The sequence below is a fragment of the Nocardia sp. NPDC049707 genome (assembly GCF_040674855.1).
In the GTDB taxonomy this organism is placed as follows: domain Bacteria; phylum Actinomycetota; class Actinomycetes; order Mycobacteriales; family Mycobacteriaceae; genus Nocardia.
In genome coordinates, this window is the sequence record NZ_JBFANN010000003.1 from 56,462 (window position 1) to 79,292 (window position 22,831).

The following is a 22,831-nucleotide window of genomic DNA, read 5'->3' on the forward strand; positions in this document are numbered from 1 at the left end:
CCTGAGTCGACACCCCAAGGTTCGCATACGGGCCGCTGCCACCACCCACGCGGGTCCGAACCCCCACCGTTTACGAGCCGGATTCGGTCAGCTTGGCGGCGACCGGGCCGAACATGGTGTTCTTGATCGCGCCCAGTGTCCCGGGGTCCTTGCCGCCGAGCGGGGCGAGCATCGCCAAGGCGGCGGTGGCGACCGCGGCTTCACCCGCGGTGGCATCGACGATATCGAGGGCCGAGGCATCGATGCCGCTGAAGCGGCGACCGGTGGTCATCGCGGCCACGGCGGCCTTGGGCGTCAGCTTGGACTGGATCAGTGCGGCCATGCCCGGGGTGAACGGGATCCGGATATCGACCTCGGGCAGACAGAAGAAGCCGCGGTCGGCGCGCATTACCCGATAGTCGTGGGCGAGTGCGAGCATGGCGCCGGCGCCGAAGGCGTGACCGGGCAGTGCGGCGGCGGTGGGGATGGGCAGGGTGAGCACGCGCGCGAACAGGGCCTGTACCCGACCGATGTACCACTGGGTGCGCTCACCGTTGGCGAGCAGCCAGTCCAGGTCGAGGCCGTTGGAGTAGAACTTGCCGCTCGCGGTGGTCACCAGCGCGTGTGCGCCTTCGGCGAGCGCGGTGTCGAGGTGGGCGTTGACCGCGTCGAGGAAGTCTGGGGTGAAGCGGTTTTCGTTATCGCCGAGGTCCAGGACGGCGATCTTTTCGTGGTATCGCAGGGTGCTCATGATGATCCTTACTTCGGGTGTCGATCAGGTGGGCCGACCGCGAGCACCGCACGCACGGCAGCGCGAAGATGTTCGCGGGCAATGGGTTTCGCGATCCGGTCGCGGCGCAGCAGGATGCCGGTCGGCAGATCGACGATGCAGGTGGTGATCACATCGACCGCGGCAGCATCACCGCGGCCCCACAGGGCGCGGGATAGGCGGATGATCAGTCCCACCAGCGCGTCATCGGTTCCGGCGAGTTCGGCGGCTACCTGTTCTGGCAGTTCGTCGCCGAGCAGTTCGCCCCGCGAGACGGTCAGCAGCAGCTTCGAGGAGTCCGGGTATCGCTGTGCGAACTCCACCGGCGTCTCGGCCGCGGCCACCACCGCCTCGATGACCTCCGAGGAGCACGGGGCGCCGTCGTTCACGGCCAGATGCGCCTCGACCAACTCGGTCTGCATCCGCAGAAACCGCCCCGCCGCCCGCAACCAGCTGCGCCCGAGCAGTTCCGCCCGCGAGCCGAAGGTGTGGTAGATCGCGCCGTTGGACACACCGGTCGCTGCCGCGACAGCCCGGATGGTGACTGCCGCGGGACCCGAGCGCACCGCCAGCGACTCCGCGGCGTCGAGCACGATGTCGGGGTCATGGGTCCTTGGGCGGGGCATGCCACGACTATAACAGAGCAGTTGCTCTGTTATAGTTCGGCACCGCCTCGGCAAACTCTTTCCCGCTGCGCCACTGCATGTTTCTTCCAGTCACGGACACTTTTGCGGTGCGGCGACACCGATGCATGGACCTCGTTACGCTTCAGCGCGGCGGCAATACGATGAGGTACTGTCTGGTCCTCCGCCTTGCCCACACGAACAGAAACGGCGCCTACGAATGTCAGTGGTCACCAAGGAGCAGTACTTCGACACCGCTCTGGAGATGCTGGCCGAACTCGGCTTCAAGGGCCTCAATATCGGCGTGCTGTGCCGTCGGCTCGGCGTCACCAGCGGTTCGTTCTACCATCATTTCGGCAGCTGGCAGGGCTTCACGGATGCGCTGCTCGAGCATTGGGAGAACCGCCAGGTCATCATCCTGCGCACGCTGAACTTCAACCGGGGCAATCCCGATAACGACATCCGCGCCATGTCCGACCTCGCCTCCGGCCTGCACCACGCCGCCGAGGCAGCGATCCGCGCCTGGGCCGCCAATGACGAATCGGTGAATCTGGCGCTCGAGCGGGTCGACGAATCGCGTCGCCGCACCGTGCACAAGGCCATCAAAGGCGTTGTCGGCGATGAGGAGACCGCCGCGGTGGTCACCGCGCTCGGCATGTCGATGCTGATCGGCTACCAGCAGATCGCCGACGGTGGGGAGAACATTTCCCTGGACCAGCTGCTGGCCCAGTACGCGCGGTTGATCTACTCCCACGCCCGCTGATCAGCCGAGTAGCTCATCGACGTAGCACCACCGCCACGTCTCGCCCGGTTCCACGCTGCGCATCACCGGATGTCCGGTGCTGCCATAGTGTTTGGTCGCGTGATTGCCCACCGAGGAGTCGCAGCAGGCAATATGCCCGCAGGTCAGGCACATGCGCAGATGTACCCAGGTGTAGCCCTCGGCGATGCATTCCTTGCACTCGTCGGGTTCCGTGGGCTCGCGCAGCAGCGGTGCGTTCTGTAGATGCGTGCAGATGTCGGCCGCCGCCGGCGCGGCGAGCGGTTCGACGCGCTCCTCTTCGGCTTCGTCGTAGCGGTCGATCATCGATTCCTCGAGATCGAGCCGGGACAGCACGTACTGCAGGATTTCGTAGTCCGCGCCTCCCGAATCCCGCACGCGCAGTACCGTTTCCCGTTCCGCGCGCAACATTTCCAGCCGCAGCCGACGATATTCGGCGGTCGGTGTCACCAGTTCCGATTCCGAGCGGCCCAGGCGTTCCCAGGCCGCGTTGGTCTTCCAGGTGACCCGATCGTGCAGTGACTCGATGACACTTTGCGGCGTATCGGGGGTGATGTGCTTATCCAGTTCGGCCAGTCCGGCCGCGGTCGCCTGGTGCAGCAGATTTGCCTTCTGCAGTGCGTTTTCCGCACGACTCGGGCCGCGCACATCCAGCCGCCGCACCAGCCACGGCAGCGAAGTCCCTTGCAGCAGCAATGTTCCCGCGACCACGACGAGCGCGAGCAGTTTGAGCACCGGCAGCTGCGGGGTATCGGCGGGCAGCAGCAGCACCGCCGCCAGGGTGACCACCCCGCGCATGCCCGCCCACGACACCACCACCGGATGACTCACCGGCACATCGGCATTCGACAATCCGAGCATGCGTGAAAGTGCGGCCACCGGGAACACCCACAACGGCCGCGACAGCATCGCCGCCAACATGACCGCCACCGCCGCCACGATCAGAGTGCCATGGTCGAGGCCGCTGTCCCACGCGCCCTCGATGATCGCGCGCATCTGCAGCCCGATCATCAGGAAGACGACGCTTTCGAGAATGAACTGGATGGTGCGCCAATTGGTGCGTTCGGCGATCCGGGAGGCGGCGCTCTGCCACACCGGCGCACCATGGCCCAGCACCATGCCGCAGGTCACCACCGCGATCACGCCGGAGGCTTCGATTCCCTCGGCGGGCAGATAGGCCACGAACGGCGCCAGGAACGACAGCGTGGTGTCCAGCACCGGATCGGTGATGCGTCGGCGCAGCATCGCCAGCAGATAGGCGACCACGATGCCCACCGCCGCACCGCCGCCCGCCGCGAGCAGGAAATCGCCACCGGCCTTCCATATCGACACCGTGCCCGCGGCCGCCGCGATGGCGGTACGCACCGTCACCAGTGCGGTGGCGTCGTTGAACATCGACTCGTCTTCGAGGATCGTGACGATCCGGCGCGGCATGCCGATGCGGCGCGCGATCCCGGTGGCGGCCACCGCATCCGTCGGCGCGACCACCGCGCCCAGCGCCACCGCCACCGCGAGGGGCACCGGCAGCAGCCACCACACGACCGCCGCGACTGCGAACGTGCTGAACAGCACCAAGCCCACCGACAGCAGCGCGATGGTGCGCACATTGGCCCGGAAGTCGACCAGGGAGGTGCGGATCGCCGAGGTGTAGAGCAGCGGCGGCAGGAAACCCAGCAGAATGACCTCAGGATCCGGGTGGACCTCCGGAACATGCGGCAAATATGACGCGACCACCCCCGCCAGCGTCAAAACCAGTGGTTCGGATATCCCGAACCGTCGCGCGAGCGCCGCGAGCGACGCCGCCGACGCGACTAGAACAACCAGGCCGATCGCGACATGCACTGTGGCATTCTCGCAGAGTAAACACTCGGCTCGAAAAAGACCATGCGGTACGTGACACGGACAGTGCGGTCGGTTCCTCGGAACGCCTGTGGCGGTGGCGTGCGCGCGCAATAGTTGTCGGCACGGAGGAGGTAGACATGGAAGAGTTTGCGTCCTGGCGGGCGAACGGTCGGCGGCACACCCACCGCGGCCATCAGATCTTCTGGCAGGACAGTACCGGTGACGGTGCCGGAAATCTGCTCTGCATCCACGGTTTCCCCACCGCGTCGTGGGACTGGCACGCGATATGGCCGGGGCTGCGCGAGCGGTTCGCGCGGGTCATCGCCCCGGATATGATCGGCTTCGGTTGGTCGGCCAAACCCCGCAATTACGATTACCGGATTGCCGATCAGGCCGATATCCACGAGAACCTGCTGCGTGAGCAGGGGATCTCTCGCACGCATATCCTGGCCCACGATTACGGCGATACCGTCACCCAGGAGTTGCTGGCCCGCGACGCTCAGCGCCGCGCCGACGGCGACGGTTCGCTGATGATCGAATCGGTGTGCCTGCTCAACGGCGGACTGTTTCCGGAGACCCACCGTGCGCGCCCGGCGCAGAAGTTGCTGGCGAGTCCACTGGGACCACTGGTCGGGGTGTTGGGCACCGAGCGAGTCTTCCGCCGCAGCCTCGCCGGGGTCTTCGGTCCCGATACCCGCCCCAGCACCCAAGAGCTCGATCAGTTCTGGATCCTGTGGTGCAGTAAGCACGGGAAGAGCAACGGGCACAAGCTGATTCGCTATATGGGTGAGCGCAGGGCGAACCGGCGGCGCTGGGTGGGCGCGCTGGTCGACACGACGGTTCCGGTCCGGTTGATCGACGGGCTACTCGACCCGGTATCGGGTGCGCACATGGTGCGCCGCTATCGCGAGCTGATTCCGGATCCGGATGTGGTCGAGTTGCCGAAGGTCGGCCATTATCCCCAGCTCGAAGCGCCCGGGGACACCTTGGCCGCGGTACTGGATTTCCACACCAGCCGCGTGCAATAGACACAGCCCCCAACGCTATGGGGTGTCCCATGCTATGGCTGCATGGCAGCGCCACGGTGATCGAAACCGCTCGCGCGGAGTAACTGTTCGCCCGTTGGCGCCATCCCGGCAGATTCGCCCAGATCGGACAATTCACGTACCCATCCGGACCGATATGACGTGCGGCCTGTGAGCAACCGAACTTCTTGACGCTCCAGTGCTTTTCGCGCGCGTGGCGGCACCGTAGAGTCGGCGCATGGTTTTCCGGCTCGAGCTGCAATCTGCCCCACCGCTGCACCTGACACCCCACTGCGTGGTGCACACCGGAACCGTACGACTATTCGTTCCCGACACGCTCATCCATACCGCCACGGCCCCCGCCGAACAGTTCGGCTTCTTCCTCCCGAACACTCACCCCCTGCCCGAGGACGCTTGCGAACCATATCTGTGGTCGGAGATGTATCTGATGACCGCCAACGCCGCATCCGCGAACATCCCCTTCGGCATCACGCACACCCAGGCGGCCTACGTCCCCGACCCGCGCGCCGGTCTGCACCGCTGGCTCCATCTCACCGCCGCCGCCCACCCCGCCAGAGAACTCCGCCTCAGCTACCGCGTCACTGTTCAAACACCATGATCGCGTGAAGACACGCACACCGAGGCGCTGACCCATCGGACCGGTCCACCCAACGGGCAGCCGCCCCGCGGAATGGGCGGCACACAACGATCGATCTCCTGGCGGCATGGGCAGACCGCAATACCCGGACATCCATGCGTATGTGCGCACATAAAACCAGGTCACGCCCGATTTCGCCCGCCGAATACGTGCCGTGATCCCATTCGTGCAGGTCAGACGGCAATTAACAACCAACTGGTCTGGATTTGACTTTGCGTGCTCGCGGGTTCAACATTGCTTCGGTCAGCACCTCGCTAGGCGAGGCTCCTGTACGAACACAGGCCACTGATCCGACGACGTCGAGAGACGCCCAGGGTTAGGACAGGTCTCCCCGGATTAAGGGGTGATCCGAAGTGGCTTCCCGATGGTGGGACACGTCGTGCAGTGCCGAAGCTCTGACGAGAGGGGTGCGTACCTGCCTATTTTCGGTGCAGGCTCCTCACCCCAATGATCTGACGCGATGAGCAACGACGTGCGCGTGCGTCCTGGCAGCAAGGAGGTGAGGGACGACATGAGTTCCGGCAATAGTCCGTATCCGAGTCCGGTTCGAAAATCTGGTTCGTTCCCGGCTTGCTGCGACACGGTAACTGCATGACACCGCGGAGATCGCGCATCGGCTGAACCGGCGATTTCATGATCGTCGGATGAGGGGGTCGATGGGTATCCCTCCGTGTGTTCGGCGTGCCCGGGATTCGTTGCAGCGGTCGGCTTTTCATCACGAGGAGCACGTCATGGCCACCATCGGCTCTGCGCACACCGATGTCGTGTCACTGTCCGCGGCGCTGGTTGATTCCGTCCGCCGGATCCGCGCCCGGATGTTCCTGACCGAACAGGAGCGCGCGAACATGCGGGCTTCCCGTGGACGGTCCGCGGTCTACACCGCGTCCCTGGGCGGCCACTCGCACCGCTGGTAGCGGCTGTGGACCGCAGTATCCGGCATCACATCGACCTTCGCTGATCGATCACACATTTCGAAAACAGCAGTATCGCATGTAAATAGAAAGAGAGAACGGCCATGGCCTTCTTCTCCGGCGGCGGGAGCCGCCGCACCACCACGGTGCCCGAGCCCGTGAACGTCACGAATGGGGCGGTGCTCGACAGCGCGCACGTCGGCGATATCGTCGGCGCCCTCGGCAGCATCGGCCAGCACGACACCACCGAGGGGCGCAGCCGCTGGCAGCGTTTCCGGATGCTGCTGGCGATCATGGGCCCCGGCCTGATCGTCATGGTCGGCGATAACGACGCCGGCGGTGTGGCCACGTACGCCCAGGCCGGGCAGAACTACGGAATGGCCCTGGTATGGGTACTGGCGCTGCTGATTCCGGTGCTGTATGTGAACCAGGAGATGGTGGTGCGGCTCGGTGCGGTCACCGGTGTCGGTCACGCGCGGTTGATCTTCGATCGGTTCGGCAGGTTCTGGGGTGCGTTCAGCGTCGGTGACCTGTTCATCGTGAACGCGCTGACCATCGTCACCGAATTCATCGGCGTATCCCTGGCTTTGACCTATCTCGGGCTTCCGAAGAGCGTCGGGGTGCCGCTGGCAGCGGTGCTGCTGTTCGCGGTCGTCGCGGGCGGGTCGTTCCGCCGCTGGGAGCGGTTCCTGTTCGCGCTGATCGCTCTCAACGTGGTCATGTTCCCGCTGGTGTTCCTCGTGGGTCCGGATGTGTCGCAGTCGGCCGAGGGCGTGATCCCGTCGCTGCCCGGTGGCCTGAATGTCGATCTGTTACTGCTCATGGTGGCCATGGTCGGCACCACGGTCGCGCCGTGGCAGTTGTTCTTCCAGCAGTCCAACATTGTGGACAAGCGCATCACCCCGCGTTGGATCCGCTACGAGCGCATGGATCTTCGCATCGGCATCGTCGTCGTCATGGTCGGCGCGATCTGCATCATGGCGACCGCGGCGTTCGGTCTGGCCCCTGAGCTGGCCGGGGGGTTCACCGATGCGGGCGCGATCGCCGACGGCCTGCACGATCACGTGGGCAAGACCGCGGGCGCGCTGTTCGCGATCCTGCTACTGGATGCCTCCCTGGTCGGGGCGAATGCGGTCGGCCTTGCCACCACCTACGCGCTCGGCGACACCTTCCGCAGGCGGCACTCGCTGCACTGGAAGCTCTCCGAGGCTCCGGCGTTCTACCTCGCCTACGCCGCGCTGCTGGGCGTCGCGGCCGCGGTCGCCTTCAGCCCCGACCACGTCCTGGGCCTGATCACCCAGGGTGTGCAAGCGCTGGCCGGTGTGCTGCTGCCCTCGGCGACGGTGTTCCTGGTGCTGCTGTGCAACGACAAGGCGGTGCTCGGGCCGTGGGTGAACACCATGCGGCAGAACATCATCGCCGGTGTCATCGTCTGGACGCTGGTGCTGCTGTCGCTTTCGCTCACGGCCGCCACCTTCTTCCCCGACCTGACGACCGGTCAGCTGGAGATCTTCTTCGGCATCGGCGCCTTTGTAGGCCTGCTCGGTGGACTCGCGATCGCGTTCGCTGCCCCCGCACCGAACGCGAGGAGACCGAGCAGACCGCGGCCGACCTCGGCGGCTTGGATCCGGATCAGGTCGAAGAGCTCGATTCGACCGCGTTGACCCGGGCCGAACGCAAGGCGATCCTGGACCAGGACCGTGACAGCTGGCGAACCCCGGCGCTGGATACCCTGGAGCGCCCGGCCTTCTCGCCGCTGCGCATGGCCGGCATGATCGCCCTGCGCGGCTACCTGGCCTTGGCGGTCGTCCTGGTCGTGGTGAAGGTCGTGCAGTCCATCAGCAGTGCGTAGATCCGCGAAACAGATTGCGGCGGCGAGGTAATCACCCCTCGCCGCGGCAGTCGTATCGAAAGGATGGTGTCATGGATCGCGACAACTACCTACTGCACCAGGTCCACGCGGGAAAGCTCGCCACCGACATCACCGCGGGGATGGTGTCCACCGTCCTGATGTGGCAACGCCGCGTCGGGCTCGCGCTGCTGGCGGCACACATACCCGCTGGCGTGGCCTCGGCCGTGCTGATCCGGCGCGACCTGTCGGACCTGCGTGAAACCCGCCGCGGGCGATATGTGCTCACGCATATGCCACCTGCGGCCCAGGGGGTGCGCATGGCCGGTCAAATCCTCATGTGGCGGGCCGCGTATCGGCACAAGGCCATCGGCATCGCGGCCGGAGCCGCAGTAATCGTCGGCGGATGGTCTTTCGGATTGTGCGCAGACCGGAGTCGACATTCTCCTCCAGGAGACACGAGCGACTGCGCCTCCGCCTGACCGCATCACTACGAATCGCGTCGGTGCGGAACTCGTTGTTCGCCGCGCGGCCCCATAGACCGGGTCGGTCACCGAGATGTTTGTTTCGGCCGGTCCGGAATTCCCTTCACCATGAATCGCGGGCCAGACGTATCGACGCTTCCAGCCCGGACCCCGTCATCCGATTCGACCGACTTCCGGAAGTTGTCATGCGCGAACGGATTTCGTATACCGCCGGTTCGGGTGCGACGTATGCGTCTCGAGCGGGCCACACAGGGTGACACGCACTTGCGCACACCTGGCCGCGGCATCAGGGTCAGCGGTGCATGTATCCCAGCGTGAATGAGGCATCGTCCAGTCGTGGGGCGATCGATTCCCCGCCGAGCGCCTGCCGCAATACGGCTTGCTCGTCCTGGATGACGTGCATTACGGCGTTGATCAGGGCCAGGTGGGTGAACGCTTGGGGAAAGTTGCCCCAGTGCCGACCGGTTCGGGGGTCGACCTCCTCGGCGTAGAGGCCAAGAGGGCTGGCGTAGGAGAGCAGTTTCTCACACAACTGTTTGGCTCGTGTTTTTTCGCCGATCTCCGACAGCGCCGAGACCAGCCAGAACGAGCAGATCGTGAAGGCGCCTTCGTTTCCTGCGCAGCCATCGTCGGTTTCACTGACGCGGTACCGCAGTACGAGGCCGTCTTCGGTCAGTTCGTCGGCGATGGCCAACACCGTGTTGCGTACCCGGTCGTCGTCGGGCGGCAGGAAACGAACCAGCGGGATGAGCAGGGTCGAAGCATCCAGCGCCGTGCTGCCGTAGTACTGGGTGAACACCTGCCGGGAATCGACCGCGTGAGTGCATATATCGGCGCGGATTTCGTCTGCGGCCTGTTGCCAGCGATGCGCGCGCTCGAAGTCATGGTGGATGCGGGCCAGCCTGGCACCGCGATCGGCGGCAACCCAACACATCACCTTGCTGGAGGTGAAGTGTTGGGGCTGCCCGCGTACTTCCCAGATGCCATGGTCGGGATCGCGCCAGTAGGTGAGGGCACTTTTGACCGCCCGGCCCAGCAGCAGCCAGGAACGCGCGTCGATTCGGTCTTGGTTGCGCGCGTAGAGATAGACCGCGTCCAGCGCAGCACCCCACACATCGTGCTGGCGTTGCCGGTACGCATCGTTGCCGATGCGCACGGGGCGGGCGTTTTCGTAGCCGCGCAGGTGGGCGAGGGTCTGCTCGGTGAGGTCGCTTTCCCCACCGATGCCGTAGACGATCTGCATGTCCCGGACGTCTTCGGTCAAGCTGATGATGTAGGAGAAGAAGTCGTTCGCCTCCCAGCTGAAGCCCAGTGTGTACAGGCCCCACAGCGCGAAGGCGGAGTCGCGTATCCACGAGTAGCGATAGTCCCAGTTACGTTGTCCGCCTGGGGTTTCGGGTAATGACGTGGTGGCGGCGGCGCTGATGGCGCCGGTGGGTGCGAAGGTCAGGCCCTTGAGGGTCAGCGCGCTGCGGGTGAGCTGGGCAGCCCACGGATGGTCCGGAAACCGCCCGCCGGCCAGCCAGTGCCGCCAATGGTGGATTGTCTGCAACAGCCGTTCATCGGCCTCGTCAAGGGCGCGGGGCGCGTCACGACTACCCCAGGAGAGCGCGCAAAAGCGTGCGTCGCCCGCCTTCAGCAGAGTGCGAGCAAGCGCGTGCGTACCTTCCAGCCCCAAACGCATGTCGGTGGTCAGCGTCAGCTGCAGGTCGATCCCCTCGGCGCGGGCCTGCGCGATGTAGTAGCTGTCGAGGTACTCCCAATGAGCGCGATACCTGCCGTAGTCGAAGGACGGATGGCAGTCGAGCACGAACTGGATTTGCCCGGTCTCACAGTGCACCGTCCGCAGCAGAATATGCTCCGCGTCGTAGTCGGTGGGGGTTCGACGATGGGCGCTACGGCCGGGTACCTGGTGCCGCCATGGCCCGACCAGCAGCACATCGCGAACCGTCGCCCACCCTTCGCCACTGCGCCAACTCGTCTCCATGACCATCGTGCCAGGGACGTAGCGGCGATCGGTCGGCACCACGAAGTCGGCGGGGGCGAACCGAAACGAACCGGCGGAACGATCGAGTATGGCCGCGAAGACACTAGGGGAGTCGATGCGGGGTAGACACATCCATTCCACGGCTCCGCTGGGGGCGATAAGTGCCGTGACCTCGCAGTCGGAGATGAAACCGTAGTCGTCGATGCGCGGAAACGCCGTGAGCTGCGGCGTGCGTTCGATGTCGTCGTCCATGTGTCGCTCCATCGTCATCTCGGCGCTGAACTCCGGCCTCGGTATTGCACGTAATCGCCTGGTGAGCAACCTTCTTGCTCGACCAGACGGCGAGCGGATCGGGACATGAGTGATGTGGCGCTTCCCAACAGCCCACCACCTTGTGGGCCGTGTCGGCAAGCCCGGGTGTGTGCCGAGACATGACGAGCGATGTCGCTCGAGCGCAACCGCATCGCCGTCTCGACGCCGTCGGACGGACTACAACTTCGGCAACCCCGGTCTCTCGATGCAGACAGGGCATTTCACGCACGTTGTGTGAATGAGCAGCAAGCGATTCGGGCTGAGTACACACCGGAACGGTGCGCGCTCGGCGACGTTATGCCATTACTTGCTGTCTGGCCACCGGAGGGATCATTCCCGTCCAGAATTCGTGGCGGACCGCATCCCACAGCCTCGCCAGTTCCGGAAGGAGTTCTCGCGCTCGCACGAGGTCCGGATAGTTGCTGGGACTGAAAGATGCAACTGGCGACGCGTCGCATGCGTTGTGCACGGCGACAATCGCGATCAGATGGTGCTGAACCAAGCGCCACGTCACGCACAGTCCGTCGACTTCAGTTCGGCGCGTCTCAATCATTTTTCGATACCCCGGCACCGCATGCTTACCTCCTGCATTCGCCGACCATCTCGACCGGCCGCATTCCGCTATGGACTGCCTTCTCCGCCGGTTACTCGCGGCACGGCCGCGGATGCACCACCAGAGGTGCTCGCTTTGACAGGTCGCGTTCTCGGACTGGGAAGTCCCGCTTCGATCGTGACGTCGGTGCGAGGGTAGTCACAGCCATGAACATAAGACATTAGATTTCATAGTTCAAGACGTTCTTCCGTAAAGATCGCATCGACTCCAACCACCCATCGCGCAGGCGCCTGGTTTGCGGGCAGTTCCAGCAAGACCCACGTCGCGATGCGCAGATGCGCAGAAGCACCTGGGCGAGACCAATCTATGGACTATGTATAACTTTATAGTTCATATTTCAAGTGTTAGTTGGCTAGAATCGTGTCAAGTCCCGCCACCCAGGAGTCGCGTTGTCCCAACAGGAGAGGGCCGGATTGACCGCGCTCAGCGCCGTGCTGTCACCGCTCGAGGGTGGTCCGAAAACCGAGGCCGTCGTGCAGCGGCTGTCTGCCGCGATCAGCCTCGGCGTCATGGTCGACGGCCAACAGTTGCCGAGTGAAACCGATCTCGCCAACCAGTTGGGTGTATCGACGATGACCCTGCGGGAGGCGCTGGTCGTACTTCGGCAGCAGGGAATCGTGCACACCAAGCGTGGGCGCGGGGGCGGCAGCTTCATCAGCGCCTCGGCGGAGGTTTTCGAGAACACCTCGCTGGCGCGGTTGCGGCAGATGAGCATCCAGGAGTTGCGCGATCTGGGGGACGCGCACCTCGCCATCACCGGGGCAGTTGCCGCGTTCGCTGCGCGGCGCAGCTTGCGGGCCGATATAGTCGGACTCCGCGCCCTGGTCGACCGACTGAAGGACAGCACCGACCTCGTCTCGGCACGCCAAGCCGACAGCCGCTTTCACATCGAGATGGCGGTGTGCGCACAGTCCACCCGGCTGACCCGCGCCGAGGTCGGTTTGCAGGCCGAACTCTCCGCCTTGGTCTGGCTGCCGCGGCTGAAACTCGACCCGGCTGCCGAGGCGAACGCCCATCGTGACGTGGTGGACGCGATCGAACACGAAGACGATAGCCGTGCACGAGAACTAGCAGAATCACATGCAGAATCACGCATCCGCCGCCTCGTTGCCCTACGCTTGGAACTCAGTGAGGGACACCGATAACTTTTCGGCTCCGGCGACAGTCGAGTCGCTGGTCGAGTCTGTCACAAAACTGGCCGACGAGGTCTACGTGTCGCTCGCAACCATCGGGACCGCACTGACAACCCTGTGGGCTGGTCTCACCGAGAACCTGCGGTCCGCTCCCCAGTCGACTGATCTGGCACCGCTGCGCGAACTCATTCTCGGCGAACTCGAGCGGCGCGGAAAATTGTTCAATGGTGCGGGCGTAGTGATGGCCGACAGCATGCTCGCAGATCGCCCCCGATACCTGGAATGGTGGCTTCCCGACGCGCAACGCCTGGTGCTCGAATTGAATCCACACAATGAATACTTCTACGACTACACAAAAATGGACTGGTTCACGGTTCCGTGCGAGCAGGGTCGGCGATGGGTACAGGGACCGCACCTCGATTACGCGTGCACCGATGAATACGTGTGCACATTCTCGATACCGGTCACGACCACATCGGGAACATTCCTCGGAGTCGCCGGCGCTGATGTGCCGGTTGCCGCGATCGAGCAGGCCTTGCTTCCGCGATTCCAGGCATCCGGTCAACGGATAGTGCTGGTCAACAGCGAAGGTCGCGTCATTATGGGGACCGATCCAGAATTCACCACCGGATCGAAGACGAGTGGGATGGACAGATCTGCTACGGCAGTCCCGATCGGGGCGATGCCTTGGTCATTGCATCCGCTCGGGTCCACGGCATCCCCCTGAGCCTTTCCGAACAGCGAAGGCGACCAACGAATCCACACTGTTGATCAGACATCGTGGAATACCACGTTCTCACTGATGGCGCGGCGGCCAATTCGGATATTGTTCGCGGGGAATGCAGGGTCGGGGTAGCCGACTGCCAGTCCGCACAGGACCGAAAGCTCGGTTGGGATACCGAGCTGCGCGTGGACGATCTCGGGATACCCCGCGATCGAGACCTGAACACAGGTTCCCAGGCCGCATGCTGTCAGGGCCAGGAGCAATGTCTGCAGAAACATCCCAACGCCGAGCGCATCGACAGTGCCGAGGTCGCGGTGCATGCAGACGATACCGGCCAACGGCGCGCGGAAGAACTCCCAGTTGCGCAGCACCGCGACCCGCCTGGCCTCGGTGTCTTCGCGAGCGATTCCCATCGACCCGTAAACCTGGGCGCCCAGTTCCCGGCGCAGGTGCGCGAACGCAGGAGGCAGCGGCGGGATCTTGGGCGGCCGCATGCGAGCCTCATGGAGCAAAGCGGCCACGAGACGGTCCCGGGCAGCTCCCGACGCGAACACCAGCTGCCACGGCTGGATATTGGAGTTCGACGGCGCACGGACAGCCAAGGCAAGCGCCTCGTCCATCAATCTTCTCGGCACTGGTCGATCAGGCAGGAACATCCGCGTCGAATGGCGCTCCTTGATCACTTCCTCGAGGTCGGGCATGGGCCTCAACTCCACAAAGTCACATGCACTTTCGGGCGGAACCGACTGACCCCTACGCCGGACCCGCGGATCATCGCCTGGATGCATCGCGGGGTGGTGATGAACCGCAGCAGTTCCGACACCGCGGGCTGGCGGGTGTCAGGCGGCAGGGTGGTCGCGCACCACTCATCGGATACCTGAAGGCCGGGTCCCTTGATGTGGCGCAACCGGCCGGTCGCGAGGTCGGAGGAGACAGCGAAACCGATCGTCAAGGTGATGCCCCCGGCACAGCGGACCTCTTCGAGGGCGGCCGCATCACTCTGGAAGATCCGCTGCTGTGATTCCGGAATGGCCAACTCGCGCAGCATCGTCGCAATGTGCCCGTCGACACTGCCAGCGCTGGGACCCAGCATCCACTGCTGTTCCCGCAGCAGCGCCGGATGCGGTGCGATGTCCGCCAGTGGGCTGTCGGGGCGCGCGACCGAAATGATCTGATACTTCAAAAACGGCCGGGTGGTGATGGTCGAGTCGATGCCGTCCTGCCCGGGCCCCAGCGCGATATCCACCGCACGGGTCTCGATCAGGCTGCGGAACTGGCTGGTGGGATGCACACTCAGCTCCACCGACAGATCCTTCGCCCGCGTCGCGAACAGGTCGATGAGGCCGGGCGCGGCATGTTCGGCGAACGCACTCGATGCCGCGATGCGCAGCAGCCGACGGCCGTGCGCCGCCTCGCTCACCTCGATGACGGTCTGGCGCTGCAATCCGAGAATCTCGATCGCCCGGCTGGCCAAGCGCAGCCCGCCGGGCGTGAAGGCCAGACCCGACGCCGCGCGGGTGAACAGCGGATCGTCGAGCTCCTTGCGCAGCTGGGCGATATGCGTCGAGACACCGGCATCGGACATCCCCAGCTCTCTGGCCGCCGCATGGACGGAGCCGAGCCGCACCACGGTCGAGTAGGCCCGAAGCTGGGCGGGCGTCACAATCCGAGTCTACTTTGGAGGTGTACGCAGCGCCGACGGCTGCATCGCGTCTGGAGGACGCATTATGCAGGACGTGCTCACGGATCTGATGACAACATGGAACGCCGGGGGCACGGCTGGGGTCGCGACGGTCGTGCGGACCTTCCGTTCGTCGCCGCGACCGCCCGGTGCGGCCATGGTCGTCGCCCCCGACGGCACGGTCGGCGGTTCGGTTTCCGGTGGCTGCGTCGAGGGCGCGGTCTACGAACTCGCCACCGACGTCATCCGGACCGGTTCTCCGGTACTGCAGCGGTATGGCTTCTCCGATGAGGACGCATTCGCCGTTGGTCTCACCTGCGGCGGCATCATCGACATCTTCGTCGAAGCCATCTCGCCGGAGACGTTTCCGGAACTCGGCGAGGTCGCCGCAGATATCGCCGAGCACCGGCCGGTCGCGATCGCGACCGTCATCGAGCACCCCGACACCGCCCGGGTCGGGCGTCGGCTGCTGATCCGGCCAAGCGATGCGCACGGCACGCTGGGGTCGGCGCGCACCGACGACGCGGTCATCGATGACGCACGCGGACTGCTCGCGGCGGGCCGCACCGAAGTGCTGTCCTACGGTCCAGACGGGCAGCGTCGCGGCGAGGGCATGGGCGTTTTCGTCGCCAGTTATGCCCGACAGCCGCGGATGCTGGTGTTCGGGGCGATCGATTTCGCCGCCGCCGTCGCCCAACAGGGATCATTCCTCGGCTACCGGGTGACAGTGTGCGACGCGCGGCCGGTGTTCGCCACCTCCGCCCGGTTCCCGACCGCCGACGAGGTCGTCGTCGACTGGCCGCACCGCTACCTGGCCGCACAGATCACGGCCGGCGCGGTCGACTCACAAACCGTCGTCTGCGTACTGACCCACGATCCCAAGTTCGACGTTCCGCTGCTCGAAGTGGCACTGCGCGCACCGGAGATCGGCTATGTCGGCGCCATGGGGTCGCGCCGCACGCACGACGAGCGGCTGGCCCGGTTACGACAGGCAGGCCTCACCGATGCACAACTCGCCCGACTCGCCAGCCCGATCGGGCTGGATCTGGGCGGCCGGACACCGGAAGAGACGGCGGTGTCCATCGCGGCCGAGATCATCGCGCGACGCTGGGGCGGACGCGGCGCCGCACTGACCAGAACCGGCGGCCGGATTCACCACACGACCAGCGCGAACACCGAATTAAGTGATTCCTTAAATCGGTCTTGACGGCCCGCTCCGGCGAGGCAGACGCTTGGCCCGTTCCCGCCTACATGAGGTCGATCACATGCAAGTTCCTGGGCCATTCGAATACGAGCGCGCAACGGGCGTGGATCACGCCATCGGACTACTGGACCGGCTGGGGGAGGAGGCGCGCATCGTCGCGGGCGGGCACAGTCTGCTGCCGATGATGAAGCTACGCCTGGCCAATCCGGAATATCTCATCGACATCAACGACCTGGCCGCCGAACTGGGTTACATCGTCACCGATCCGACCCTGGTGCGCATCGGTGCGATGGTCCGGCATCGGCACGCGCTCGAGTCGGACAACCTCGCCGCGGCATGCCCGATCTTCCGTGACGCCGAGCGTGTCATCGCCGACCCGGTCGTGCGCAACCGCGGCACGATCGGCGGGTCGCTGTGCCAGGCCGATCCCGCCGAAGATCTCTGCACGGTCTGCACGGTCCTCGGCGCCGTCTGCCTGGTGCGCGGACCATCTGGTGACCGCGAGATCGCGATGGACGACTTCCTGGTCGGCCCGTACGAAACCGCCATGTCGCACAACGAACTTCTGATCGAGATCCGAATTCCCGTGCGGCATCGGACATCGAGCGCCTACGCGAAGGTGGAGCGCCGGGTCGGCGACTGGGCGATCACAGCGGCCGGCGCAACGGTCACCCTGCGCGGCGAGGCGATAGCGGCCGCACGGATCGGTCTGACCGCGGTCAACCCCGATCCGGCGGCGCTGGCCACCGCGGCGGACATCCTCATCGGTGAGCCACCCACCGAAGAAATATTCGCGGAGGCGGGCCGCCGAGCGAGCACGGCGTGCTCACCTGTCTCCGATGCCCGCGGCAGCGCGGACTACAAGCGTCATCTCGCATCCGAACTGACGATTCGCGTGCTACGCACCGCGGTCGAACGGGTACTGAACGACCCCGCGCTGGAAGGGAATTAGCCATGCAGGTAACCATGACCGTCAACGGCGAGCCGGTGACCGCGCAGGTCGAGCCACGCACCCTGCTCGTGCATTTCCTACGAGATCAGTTGCGGCTCACCGGAACCCACTGGGGCTGCGACACCAGCAACTGCGGCACCTGTGTGGTGGAGGTCGACGGCGAACCGGTGAAGTCGTGCACGATGCTGGCCGTCATGGCCAGCGGTCGCACGGTGCGCACCGTCGAGGGGCTCGAGGTGGACGGTCGACTCGACCCCGTGCAAGAGGGCTTCATGCAGTGCCACGGGTTGCAGTGCGGATTCTGCACACCCGGAATGATGATCACCGCCCGCGCCCTGCTCGACCGCACCCCGAATCCCGACGAGCAGACCATCCGGGAAGCGATCTCGGGCCAGATCTGCCGCTGCACCGGATACACCACCATCGTGCGCTCGATCCAGTGGGCCGCGGCCAAGCAACGAGGCGAAGCGATGGAGCCCGAACCCGCCGCCACGCCGACACCGGTAGGGAGCACGTCATGACCGCCGTCGAGTCCCGGCCCGAAGACCGTGTCGACAATGACCACAAGCCATGTGGTCACGGCAGGATGCTGCGCAAGGAGGACCCGCGGTTCATTCGCGGACGCGGCAATTACGTCGACGACGTGTCGCTGCCCGGCATGCTGCATTTGGCGATCCTGCGTTCCCCGTTCGCGCACGCACGGATCGTGAGCGTCGACACCTCCGCGGCACAGGCACATCCGAAGGTCAGGGCCGTTGTCACCGGCGCGGATCTCGCAGCGAAGGGACTGGCCTGGATGCCGACGCTGTCCAACGATGTACAGGCCGTGCTCGCGACGGACAAGGTCCGATTCCAGGGCCAGGAGGTGGCCTTCGTCGTCGCCGAGGACCGCTACTCCGCGCGTGACGCACTGGAGCTCATCAACGTCGAATACGAGATGCTCGATCCGGTCATCGACGCCCGGACCGCGCTGGCGCCCGGGATGCCGGTGATCCGAGACGATCTCGAGGGCAAGCAGGACAACCACTGCTTCGACTGGGAGACCGGCGACGCCGCCGCGACCGAGGCGGTGTTCGCGCGCGCCGACGTCGTCGTCAAGCAGGAGATCGTCTATCCGCGAGTGCATCCCGCCCCCATGGAGACCTGCGGTGCAGTCGCGGACCTCGATCCGGTGACGGGCAAGCTCACACTGTGGTCGACAAGTCAGGCGCCGCATGCCCACCGCACGCTCTACGCGTTGGTCGCCGGACTGCCCGAGCACAAGATCCGGGTGATCTCACCCGATATCGGCGGCGGATTCGGCAACAAAGTGCCCATCTATCCGGGATACGTCTGCGCCATCGTCGGGTCGCTGTTGCTGGGCAAACCGGTGAAATGGATGGAGGATCGCAGCGAGAACCTCACCAGCACCGGGTTCGCCCGCGACTACATCATGGTCGGCGAGATCGCCGCCACCGCCGACGGCAAGATCCTCGCCATCCGATCCACTGTGCTCGCCGATCACGGCGCCTTCAACGGCCAAGCCGCGCCATTGAAGTATCCGGCAGGCTTCTTCGGCGTCTTCACCGGTAGCTACGACATCGAGGCCGCCTACTGCAAGATGACCGCGGTCTACACGAACAAAGCCCCCGGCGGCGTCGCCTACGCGTGCTCGTTCCGGATCACCGAGGCCGTCTACTTCGTCGAGCGATTGGTGGATTGCCTCGCCTACGAACTGAAGATGGATCCGGCCGAGCTGCGGCTGCGGAATCTGCTTCGCCCCGACCAGTTCCCATACACCAGCAAAACCGGTTGGGTCTACGACTCCGGCGACTACGAGAAGACCATGCGCCTGGCGATGGACATGATCGGCTACGACGCCCTGCGAAAGGAGCAGCAGGACAAGCGCGCCCGCGGCGAGTTGATGGGCATCGGGATGTCCTTCTTCACCGAAGCCGTCGGCGCGGGTCCACGCAAGGATATGGACATCCTCGGACTCGGGATGGCCGACGGGTGCGAGCTGCGCATCCATCCGACCGGCAAGGCCGTGGTGCGGCTATCGGTGCAGACCCAGGGGCAAGGGCACGAGACGACGTTCGCTCAGATCGTCGCCGAGGAACTCGGCATACCACCGGACGACATCGACGTAGTACACGGCGACACCGATCAGACTCCGTTCGGCCTCGGCACCTACGGCACCCGGTCGACACCGGTCTCGGGCGCCGCTGCCGCCCTGGTCGCGCGGAAGGTGCGCGACAAGGCGCGGATCATCGCGTCCGGCATGCTCGAGGTCTCCGTCGCCGACCTCGAGTGGGAGAAGGGCTCGTTCCACGTCAAGGGCGATCCGTCCGCGGCAGTGACGATCCAGCAGATCGCGATGCGAGCACACGGCACCGGTGATCTGCCCGAGGGCATCGAGGGCGGACTCGACGCGCAGATCTGTTACAACCCGGAGAATCTCACCTTCCCGTATGGTGCGTACTTCTGCGTCGTCGACATCGACCCGGGGACAGCCGTGGTCAAGGTCCGGCGCTTCCTCGCCGTCGACGACTGCGGCACCCGCATCAATCCGATGATCATCGAGGGCCAGGTGCACGGCGGCCTCACCGACGGCATCGGCATGGCGCTGATGGAGATCATGGCCTTCGACGAGGACGGCAACTGCCTCGGCGGATCCCTGATGGACTACCTCATCCCGACCGCGCTCGAAGTCCCGCATTTCGAGACCGGCTACACCGTCACCCCGTCGCCACACCACCCGATCGGCGCGAAAGGCGTAGGCGAATCGGCCACCGTCGGATCACCACCAGCGGTGGTCAATGCCGTGGTGGATGCGTTGGCGCCGTTCGGAGTTCGGCACGCCGACATGCCGCTGACGCCGTCACGGGTGTGGGAAGCGATGCAGGGGCGGGCCACACCGCCCATCTGAGTGGGTGCCAGCGATGGGATCACCGATGAAGATGAGCGACCGCGCACGGCAGCTGGTCCGCACCCGCACACCGTTCGTGCACGCGACCGTCGTGCGCGCACAGCAGCCCACCTCGGCGCACGCCGGAGACGAGGCGATCCTGTTGCAGGACGGCACGATCGAAGGATTCGTCGGTGGCCAGTGCGCCCAGAACTCGGTCCGCAAGGCGGCGCTAGGTGCCCTGCAGTCGCACGAAAGTGTACTGCTACGCGTACTACCGGACGGTGATCTGCAGTTTCCCGAAGCACCCGGCGCGGCGGTCGTGGTGAATCCCTGTCTGTCCGGTGGAGCGTTGGAGATATTCCTCGAACCACAGATCCCGGCGCCGTTGGTGCGCATCTGCGGCGCAACACCTATCGCGGACGCCCTGGCCGAAATGTGCGAACTGGTCGGATTCGGGGTGCAGCGCCGTGCTGCCGAAGCCGACTCGTCGGATTCGCTGGCCGATACGACGGCGATGGTGATCGCCAGCCACGGTGGCCCGGAAGCCGAGATGATCCGCGCCGCGCTCGACGCGGGTCTGGGGTATATCGGGTTGGTGGCCAGCAGGATTCGAGGGGCGTCGATTCTCGACGAACTCGGACTGACCGACGCGGAGCGGGCCCGCGTGCGCACCCCGGTGGGTTTGCCGATCGGCGCCAAGACCTCCGCGGAGATCGCCGTCTCGATTGTCGCGCAAGTGATCCAAGCGATCCGCAGAGATGGTCTGGCCGTGACGCCACGCACGGTGAATGTCGCGATCGAGGCGCTCGATCCGGTGTGCGGCATGACCGTGACGGTCGGGCCGGACACACCGCATCTCACGATCGACGATGTCGACCACTGGTTCTGCAGCTCCGGCTGCCGCGCCTCCTTCGCGAACACGGGCTCATGACAATCGGGTTCGTCACCGGAGTCGTACTCGCCGCGGGAGTCTCACGGCGTCTCGGCACTGCGAAACAGCTACTGCCGTACCGGAATACGACGGTTCTCGGCGCCACCCTCGACGTGGTGCGTTCCTGCGCTTTCGACCAGATCATCGTCACCCTCGGCGGCGCGGCCGCGGCGGTCCGCCAGCAGGTCGATCTCGCCGGGCTGGAGGTGGTCATGGCCGACGACTTCGGTTCGGGCTGTTCGTCGTCGCTGCGTTCAGCCCTGAGCGCGGTACATCCCCTGGCCACCGGAATCGTGCTGATGCTCGGTGATCAACCAGGTCTGTCGGCGGCGACCGTCGACCGACTGATCGCGGAGGGAACGTCCACGGCGATCACCGTCTGTCATTACCGCGACGGTGTCGGGCATCCATTCTGGCTGAGCCGCAGCGTATTCAGCGAGCTTGCCGAACTACACGGCGACAAAGCCGTATGGAAGATCATCGAGTCGGACCGCGTCCCAGTGTCTCGACTCGACGTCGACGCGCCGATGCCCTTGGATGTGGACACCTGGGACGACTACGAGCGCCTGCGCGCCGCGGCGTCGCCATGATGTCGCCATTCGACGATATCGAGGATGTGGTGCGCCGATTCGACGCCGACGACTACCTGCTCGATACCGGGACCGCCGCCGCCTTCTATCTGGCCACCACGTTGGGTCGCCCACTGCTGCTGGAAGGCGAACCCGGAGTGGGCAAGACGACCGCAGCGAAGACCCTGGCCACCGTGCTCGGTGCACCGCTGATCCGCCTGCAGTGCTACGAGGGACTCACCGTGAGCGAAGCGCTGTACGACTGGAACTACCAGCGTCAACTGCTGAGCATCCGGCTCGCCGAGGCGCGCGGCGCCGAGCTCACCGAAGCCGACCTGTTCACCGAGGCATTCCTGGTGGACCGCCCGATCCTGCGCTGTGCACGATATCGCGGTCCGACGCCCCCGGTGCTGTTGATCGACGAAATCGACCGTGCCGACGACGAATTCGAAGCACTGCTGCTCGAATTCCTCGGTGAGGCCACAGTGACCGTTCCCGAACTCGGAACCTTTGTCGCCGAACATCCGCCGCTGGCGGTGCTGACCTCGAACCGCAGTCGCGACCTGCACGACGCGCTGCGGCGACGCTGCCTCTACCACTGGATCGACTACCCGGAACCGACCCGCGCGGTGGCGATCGTGCGACGCACCGTGCCCGGTGCAACCGACGCGCTGATCGAGCACGCCACCCGATTCGTCAGCCGCGCCCGCGATCTCGACCTCGACAAGCCACCCGGCGTCGCCGAGACCATCGACTGGATCGCCGCGCTGGCGACACTCGACGTCACCGATCTCACCGCGCCCGAGGCGGTCGCCGCGCTCAGCGCACTGGCGAAGACACCCGACGACCACGCCACCGTCCACGCGGCATTCGCCGAATACACCCGAAGCCTGGCCACCGGATGAATGGACAC

General features: G+C 65.4%; 20 protein-coding genes, 1 pseudogene and 1 riboswitch. Of the genes and pseudogenes, 15 read left to right on the forward strand and 6 right to left on the reverse strand.

Annotation, left to right across the window (positions count from 1 at the left end; all coding sequences use genetic code 11):
• Positions 1-70 precede the first annotated feature (70 nt).
• Both AB0J29_RS04525 and AB0J29_RS04530 read right to left on the reverse strand, forming a co-directional pair.
• On the reverse strand, positions 71-733 hold the full coding sequence (locus tag AB0J29_RS04525; protein ID WP_364779969.1) for an enoyl-CoA hydratase-related protein: 663 nt from the start codon (positions 731-733) through the stop codon (positions 71-73).
• Positions 734-738: 5 nt separating this feature from the next.
• Positions 739-1,374: a helix-turn-helix domain-containing protein gene (locus AB0J29_RS04530; protein ID WP_364779149.1), complete on the reverse strand. Its 636-nt coding sequence runs from the start codon at positions 1,372-1,374 to the stop codon at positions 739-741.
• A gap of 217 nt (positions 1,375-1,591) precedes the next feature.
• Here AB0J29_RS04530 and AB0J29_RS04535 point away from each other — a divergent pair, with 217 nt between their 5' ends.
• The gene (locus tag AB0J29_RS04535; RefSeq protein ID WP_364779152.1) at positions 1,592-2,134 is read left to right on the forward strand and encodes a TetR/AcrR family transcriptional regulator; all 543 of its coding nucleotides are present in this window, start codon (positions 1,592-1,594) and stop codon (positions 2,132-2,134) included.
• Here AB0J29_RS04535 and AB0J29_RS04540 read toward each other — a convergent pair whose 3' ends face one another.
• The gene (locus AB0J29_RS04540; RefSeq protein WP_364779155.1) at positions 2,135-3,994 is read right to left on the reverse strand and encodes a Na+/H+ antiporter; all 1,860 of its coding nucleotides are present in this window, start codon (positions 3,992-3,994) and stop codon (positions 2,135-2,137) included.
• 137 nt (positions 3,995-4,131) lie between these two features.
• Between AB0J29_RS04540 and AB0J29_RS04545 the strand changes: the two genes are divergently transcribed.
• From AB0J29_RS04545 to AB0J29_RS04565, 5 genes and pseudogenes are all read left to right on the forward strand, one after another.
• Positions 4,132-5,022, forward strand: a complete 891-nt coding sequence (locus AB0J29_RS04545; RefSeq protein WP_364779158.1) for an alpha/beta hydrolase — start codon at positions 4,132-4,134, stop codon at positions 5,020-5,022.
• A 235-nt stretch (positions 5,023-5,257) separates the two neighbouring features.
• Positions 5,258-5,638, forward strand: a complete 381-nt coding sequence (locus AB0J29_RS04550; RefSeq protein ID WP_364779161.1) for a hypothetical protein — start codon at positions 5,258-5,260, stop codon at positions 5,636-5,638.
• A 282-nt stretch (positions 5,639-5,920) separates the two neighbouring features.
• Positions 5,921-6,091, forward strand: a riboswitch (M-box (ykoK) riboswitch).
• Between the two features lie 317 nt (positions 6,092-6,408).
• The gene (locus tag AB0J29_RS04555) at positions 6,409-6,591 is read left to right on the forward strand and encodes a hypothetical protein (protein ID WP_364779165.1); all 183 of its coding nucleotides are present in this window, start codon (positions 6,409-6,411) and stop codon (positions 6,589-6,591) included.
• A gap of 101 nt (positions 6,592-6,692) precedes the next feature.
• Positions 6,693-8,440: pseudogene (locus AB0J29_RS04560) on the forward strand (NRAMP family divalent metal transporter).
• 71 nt (positions 8,441-8,511) lie between these two features.
• Positions 8,512-8,919, forward strand: coding sequence for a hypothetical protein (locus AB0J29_RS04565; protein ID WP_364779168.1), 408 nt, complete (start codon positions 8,512-8,514; stop codon positions 8,917-8,919).
• 295 nt (positions 8,920-9,214) lie between these two features.
• On the opposite strand, the gene AB0J29_RS04570 is transcribed toward AB0J29_RS04565, so the two are convergent.
• Complete coding sequence (locus AB0J29_RS04570; protein WP_364779171.1) at positions 9,215-11,161, reverse strand: glycoside hydrolase family 15 protein; 1,947 nt, start codon at positions 11,159-11,161, stop codon at positions 9,215-9,217.
• Between the two features lie 1,062 nt (positions 11,162-12,223).
• On the opposite strand from AB0J29_RS04570, the gene AB0J29_RS04575 reads away from it, so the two are divergent.
• Together AB0J29_RS04575 and AB0J29_RS04580 are read left to right on the forward strand one after the other, a co-directional pair.
• Positions 12,224-12,979, forward strand: coding sequence for a GntR family transcriptional regulator (locus AB0J29_RS04575; protein WP_364779174.1), 756 nt, complete (start codon positions 12,224-12,226; stop codon positions 12,977-12,979).
• Positions 12,963-13,694: a hypothetical protein gene (locus AB0J29_RS04580; protein WP_364779177.1), complete on the forward strand. Its 732-nt coding sequence runs from the start codon at positions 12,963-12,965 to the stop codon at positions 13,692-13,694. The genes AB0J29_RS04575 and AB0J29_RS04580 overlap by 17 nt, the downstream gene beginning before the upstream one ends.
• Before the next feature lie 44 nt (positions 13,695-13,738).
• Here the strand turns inward: AB0J29_RS04580 and AB0J29_RS04585 are convergent, their stop codons facing one another.
• Both AB0J29_RS04585 and AB0J29_RS04590 read right to left on the reverse strand, forming a co-directional pair.
• Positions 13,739-14,392, reverse strand: a complete 654-nt coding sequence (locus AB0J29_RS04585) for a nitroreductase (RefSeq protein WP_364779180.1) — start codon at positions 14,390-14,392, stop codon at positions 13,739-13,741.
• A 5-nt stretch (positions 14,393-14,397) separates the two neighbouring features.
• Entirely contained in the window at positions 14,398-15,354 is a 957-nt protein-coding gene (locus tag AB0J29_RS04590) for a LysR family transcriptional regulator (protein ID WP_364779183.1), read from the reverse strand.
• Between the two features lie 64 nt (positions 15,355-15,418).
• Here AB0J29_RS04590 and AB0J29_RS04595 point away from each other — a divergent pair, with 64 nt between their 5' ends.
• Genes AB0J29_RS04595 through AB0J29_RS04625 form a run of 7 tightly spaced genes read left to right on the forward strand, consistent with a single transcriptional unit; the run spans position 15,419 to position 22,823 of the window.
• Positions 15,419-16,579, forward strand: coding sequence for an XdhC/CoxI family protein (locus tag AB0J29_RS04595; RefSeq protein WP_364779186.1), 1,161 nt, complete (start codon positions 15,419-15,421; stop codon positions 16,577-16,579).
• 58 nt (positions 16,580-16,637) lie between these two features.
• Positions 16,638-17,528 (forward strand): xanthine dehydrogenase family protein subunit M, encoded by an 891-nt coding sequence (locus tag AB0J29_RS04600; RefSeq protein WP_364779189.1) that lies wholly within the window; start codon positions 16,638-16,640, stop codon positions 17,526-17,528.
• 2 nt (positions 17,529-17,530) lie between these two features.
• Positions 17,531-18,049 carry a (2Fe-2S)-binding protein gene (locus AB0J29_RS04605; RefSeq protein WP_364779192.1) on the forward strand — a complete coding sequence of 173 codons (519 nt, stop codon included), beginning with the start codon at positions 17,531-17,533 and terminating at the stop codon, positions 18,047-18,049.
• Positions 18,046-20,436 carry an aerobic carbon-monoxide dehydrogenase large subunit gene (locus tag AB0J29_RS04610; protein WP_364779195.1) on the forward strand — a complete coding sequence of 797 codons (2,391 nt, stop codon included), beginning with the start codon at positions 18,046-18,048 and terminating at the stop codon, positions 20,434-20,436. Before AB0J29_RS04605 ends, AB0J29_RS04610 begins: the two co-directional genes overlap by 4 nt.
• Positions 20,437-20,461: 25 nt before the next feature.
• A complete protein-coding gene (locus AB0J29_RS04615) occupies positions 20,462-21,349 on the forward strand; it encodes an XdhC family protein (protein ID WP_364779198.1) in 888 nt (295 codons plus the stop codon).
• Positions 21,346-21,939 (forward strand): NTP transferase domain-containing protein, encoded by a 594-nt coding sequence (locus AB0J29_RS04620; protein ID WP_364779201.1) that lies wholly within the window; start codon positions 21,346-21,348, stop codon positions 21,937-21,939. Before AB0J29_RS04615 ends, AB0J29_RS04620 begins: the two co-directional genes overlap by 4 nt.
• Positions 21,936-22,823, forward strand: a complete 888-nt coding sequence (locus tag AB0J29_RS04625) for a MoxR family ATPase (protein WP_364779204.1) — start codon at positions 21,936-21,938, stop codon at positions 22,821-22,823. The genes AB0J29_RS04620 and AB0J29_RS04625 overlap by 4 nt, the downstream gene beginning before the upstream one ends.
• Positions 22,824-22,831: the final 8 nt, after the last annotated feature.

Bases quoted from the DNA above. Each gene is read 5' to 3' on its own strand.
- AB0J29_RS04530 (WP_364779149.1), bottom strand. From the start codon at position 1,374: ATGCCCCGCCCAAGGACCCATGACCCCGACATCGTGCTCGACGCCGCG.
- AB0J29_RS04535 (WP_364779152.1), top strand. From the start codon at position 1,592: ATGTCAGTGGTCACCAAGGAGCAGTACTTCGACACCGCTCTGGAGATG.
- AB0J29_RS04545 (WP_364779158.1), top strand. From the start codon at position 4,132: ATGGAAGAGTTTGCGTCCTGGCGGGCGAACGGTCGGCGGCACACCCAC.
- AB0J29_RS04550 (WP_364779161.1), top strand. From the start codon at position 5,258: ATGGTTTTCCGGCTCGAGCTGCAATCTGCCCCACCGCTGCACCTGACA.
- AB0J29_RS04555 (WP_364779165.1), top strand. From the start codon at position 6,409: ATGGCCACCATCGGCTCTGCGCACACCGATGTCGTGTCACTGTCCGCG.
- AB0J29_RS04565 (WP_364779168.1), top strand. From the start codon at position 8,512: ATGGATCGCGACAACTACCTACTGCACCAGGTCCACGCGGGAAAGCTC.
- AB0J29_RS04570 (WP_364779171.1), bottom strand. From the start codon at position 11,161: ATGGACGACGACATCGAACGCACGCCGCAGCTCACGGCGTTTCCGCGC.
- AB0J29_RS04585 (WP_364779180.1), bottom strand. From the start codon at position 14,392: ATGCCCGACCTCGAGGAAGTGATCAAGGAGCGCCATTCGACGCGGATG.
- AB0J29_RS04595 (WP_364779186.1), top strand. From the start codon at position 15,419: ATGCAGGACGTGCTCACGGATCTGATGACAACATGGAACGCCGGGGGC.
- AB0J29_RS04600 (WP_364779189.1), top strand. From the start codon at position 16,638: ATGCAAGTTCCTGGGCCATTCGAATACGAGCGCGCAACGGGCGTGGAT.
- AB0J29_RS04605 (WP_364779192.1), top strand. From the start codon at position 17,531: ATGCAGGTAACCATGACCGTCAACGGCGAGCCGGTGACCGCGCAGGTC.
- AB0J29_RS04610 (WP_364779195.1), top strand. From the start codon at position 18,046: ATGACCGCCGTCGAGTCCCGGCCCGAAGACCGTGTCGACAATGACCAC.
- AB0J29_RS04615 (WP_364779198.1), top strand. From the start codon at position 20,462: ATGAAGATGAGCGACCGCGCACGGCAGCTGGTCCGCACCCGCACACCG.
- AB0J29_RS04620 (WP_364779201.1), top strand. From the start codon at position 21,346: ATGACAATCGGGTTCGTCACCGGAGTCGTACTCGCCGCGGGAGTCTCA.
- AB0J29_RS04625 (WP_364779204.1), top strand. From the start codon at position 21,936: ATGATGTCGCCATTCGACGATATCGAGGATGTGGTGCGCCGATTCGAC.